We start from the raw sequence: 3,077 nt of genomic DNA, 5'->3' as shown, positions 1-3,077 counted from the left end.
ATAATTAGATAATATTGGACTAGAAATAAATAGTTTTTTGCAAACTCCTAATCCATATTGCACATCAATGTCATTAAAATGGGCGGCATGTTTTATCGTTGTAAGCTTCAACCTCTTCCATAGGAAACAAAATGCTAAAACTAAATGATTATGATTTCGAATTTGAAGAACTTTTTGAAGATGCACCTATTACAATAGATATTAGACTTAAACATATAAATGATTCAGCAGTAGATTCTGAAATAAAAGTAAAAGCAGCATGGATCCTTTCTTATAAATATCAAGATTTAGCCTATGCGCATTACGTTTTAGAAAACTACACCGAGGCAAAGATTTACTTAAAAAAAGCTGCGCCATTTGCTTACTTAACAGGCTTTGACTCGGAACTAAAAGGTCACAACAATGAGTGGACAATCCAAGAGGAATTAAATGTTGCCTTGTTGTTTGGTGATGAATCAATAATAAGCCAATTACGTGAGCATGCAGATGACTTTACAACCCGCAGCGTGACGAAGAAAGCTATTTTTTTATATGATCATTTACTCATCAAAATTGGTACAGGCAAAGCACTGTCGACAAACGAAATCGAAAATGCGCTCACTGAGGCGAAATCAACCAAAGATAAAGATGTTCAGCAGTATATTGTCCCACTAATTGAAGCCATTAAAGGCCTTAGTATAGGAGATAGTGAATTATGGCAATCGAGCATAGACAAAGTTATTGCGTGGCACGCTGATGAGTGTAAATACGGTGACTATAAAGAAGATGGTAGAGCAGTGATGTCATTAAATGCACTTAGCATGGCTAAATTGGGTAAAGATATGCATGGCTGGCAGTGTAAAACTGATTCACTTTATTTACCTTTATATTTAATTAACGATTAAATTTTTGAACACTAAACACCTAATAATAGAGAGACATTTATGAGTAATCTAATCCATTTATTTATTGTTGATGAAGATGTTTATCCCACAACACTGGATGCTAGTGATGAGCAAAAGTATCAAGAATTACTCGATACGACTCAAGAGGAAGCTATGAGGTGGCAGTCTATAGAGCTCAATATGCGCGGCTTTATTCCAGCGCTTGAATTGCTCGATGCTATTGTTGGTGGCCAAGGTTTATTGCCTGTATGCACATTTAATTATTATCCTCATCAGTTAATAGGCCCTGAAGCTGATATAAGTGGAGCATTTGGCTTTTTTTCAAGTCAAATGGTCCAAGATCTATTTCCTTTAATGCAGGAAAATTACGAAGCAGATATAGACAGTCGTGAAAATCTAAAATTAATTGATGAGATTGAGGCTAAGGCTGGTGAGCTTGACCCGCAAGCTTATGAAATAGTGCGCGATCGCTACTTTGTTACGTTTAGGGATGCCGCAGAGCAAAATAAATCAATCGTAGTATTGATCGAAGAGTAAAACATACAATTTCATTTCTCAAAGCTGCATTCATTTATTGTATAGATGAACACGGAGTAATAATGCCTACAAAAGAAGAGATAAATAAATTTATTACAGCACAAAAGGTATGTAGTCATTTAGCGAAAAGCATTAAAAGTAATAGCAAGATAAAGCATTCGTTAACTTGCTCAGGGTATAACCCTTTAGCTCGGCAATATTCACTTAACTCAACTGCCGATAAAGAGGCAGTTTCCAATACCACTGAAAACTTTTCCTCACTTGACAACTTATCTGAGGAATTGACTTTTGACACGTTTAACCCTGAGGTATTAAATTGCTTTTGCCAACTATACAGGGTTGAAAGCTTAATGCATTCTTGCTCTGCAAACTGACGAACCGACAAATCACTTTGACTAAGCTTGTTTAATATCGCTTCTTTAAATTGAACTGAATGCCTTTGATAATTCACTTGTTTTAACTTACCGCGCCCTGTTTATTTGTAAATTAATTGAGGCGACAACTATCCTGACACAGGGGGTAAGCCGATAATTAGATAATATTGGACTAGAAATAAATTGTTTTTTCCAAATTCCTAATCCATATTGCAGATCACATTTATGATGGTTCATCTAAACGAGCAGAAGCATTTGATGTTACATATTTTATAGACGGTAAAAAGAAATCGGTTACCTTATTAAATCAAGCAGGGGGTTAGAGTTAATGAAAACTATTGAAGACATATATATGGGTATAGCAGAGCATTTAACTAGTCAATTAAGTGAAGGTTGGAAAGAATGTAAAATAGAATCTGAATTTTTTATAGATGCAGCTGAATTTGATGTTACATATATTAATAGTGAAGATAAAACATTTGATCTAAATGGAGGTTATAATTTATTCAAGCTTTTCAAAGAAATGCATGTCATCACAACAGAAAACTCTGAAAACAAGTGGAATCGTGCCGTTTTTACACTCGAACCAACAGGAATTTTTAACATTGATTTTGAATGGGATCAAGAGCTTGATGATGAAATCGAAAGATTAAACAATGAATGATTACCCTGAGTTTTTGCATGGACTGATCATACTCGATCGCTTTTCATACATCCTTTTTAACAACAAGGAGATAAAAAATAGCTTGATTGATCTCGCCAGTGTGATCAAATAGCGCTCTTTTTCTTTGTCTTTATACTTAATATGCTTAAACATCTCGATAAGATTACTGATTGCCGTTCCTATATAAATCAATAACATGATGTCATTGATATCTGCTTCCTCGTCCTAAGCGCAGTGATATCAGGTGCGCAAAGTTGGGCCGATTGCCACACGAGTTCGGGACATTAAAACTCATGTGGCTGCGTAAATATCGCCCCTTCGCTAATGGTATTCCCAGCCAGCAGAGCATTGGTCGCATCTTCAGAGGAGTGTCAAAGCAATCCTTGCTAGATGCCTTGTTGAGTTGGGTTAACGAGCATCGGCTTAGCACAGGGCTTTCTTCTATTGCTATTGATGGGAAAGTGCTTAAAGGTGCTAAAGCATCAGCCTCCAGCGCTGCATTACATATGGTCACTGCATATGATACCGGCTCTGGTTTAGTCTTCAGCGCTAAATCAGGTGCAAGCAAAAAGAGTGAACTCAAACTCGTTCAAGAATTACTGACGTGTCTTGATTTGA

Annotated in this window: 3 protein-coding genes and 2 pseudogenes; 4 read left to right on the top strand and 1 reads right to left on the bottom strand. The window is 36.2% G+C overall.

What is annotated here, in order from left to right:
• The first annotated feature begins 131 nt into the window (after positions 1-131).
• Together AC19MV_RS22870 and AC19MV_RS22865 are read left to right on the top strand one after the other, a co-directional pair.
• Complete coding sequence (locus AC19MV_RS22870) at positions 132-884, top strand: Imm49 family immunity protein (protein ID WP_498310025.1); 753 nt, start codon at positions 132-134, stop codon at positions 882-884.
• Between the two features lie 39 nt (positions 885-923).
• On the top strand, positions 924-1,421 hold the full coding sequence (locus tag AC19MV_RS22865) for a hypothetical protein (RefSeq protein ID WP_432400320.1): 498 nt from the start codon (positions 924-926) through the stop codon (positions 1,419-1,421).
• A gap of 160 nt (positions 1,422-1,581) precedes the next feature.
• Here AC19MV_RS22865 and tnpA read toward each other — a convergent pair.
• Positions 1,582-1,872, bottom strand: a pseudogene (gene tnpA, locus AC19MV_RS22860) (IS66 family insertion sequence element accessory protein TnpA); the annotation flags it as partial.
• A 251-nt stretch (positions 1,873-2,123) separates the two neighbouring features.
• On the opposite strand from tnpA, the gene AC19MV_RS22855 reads away from it, so the two are divergent.
• Complete coding sequence (locus AC19MV_RS22855) at positions 2,124-2,459, top strand: immunity protein YezG family protein (RefSeq protein WP_498310024.1); 336 nt, start codon at positions 2,124-2,126, stop codon at positions 2,457-2,459.
• A 141-nt stretch (positions 2,460-2,600) separates the two neighbouring features.
• Positions 2,601-3,077 (top strand): annotated as a pseudogene (locus tag AC19MV_RS22850) (ISAs1 family transposase); the annotation flags it as partial.

This window comes from Shewanella sp. MF05913, from assembly GCF_059758095.1.
This window is presented reverse-complemented; position numbering and strand designations above follow the sequence as displayed.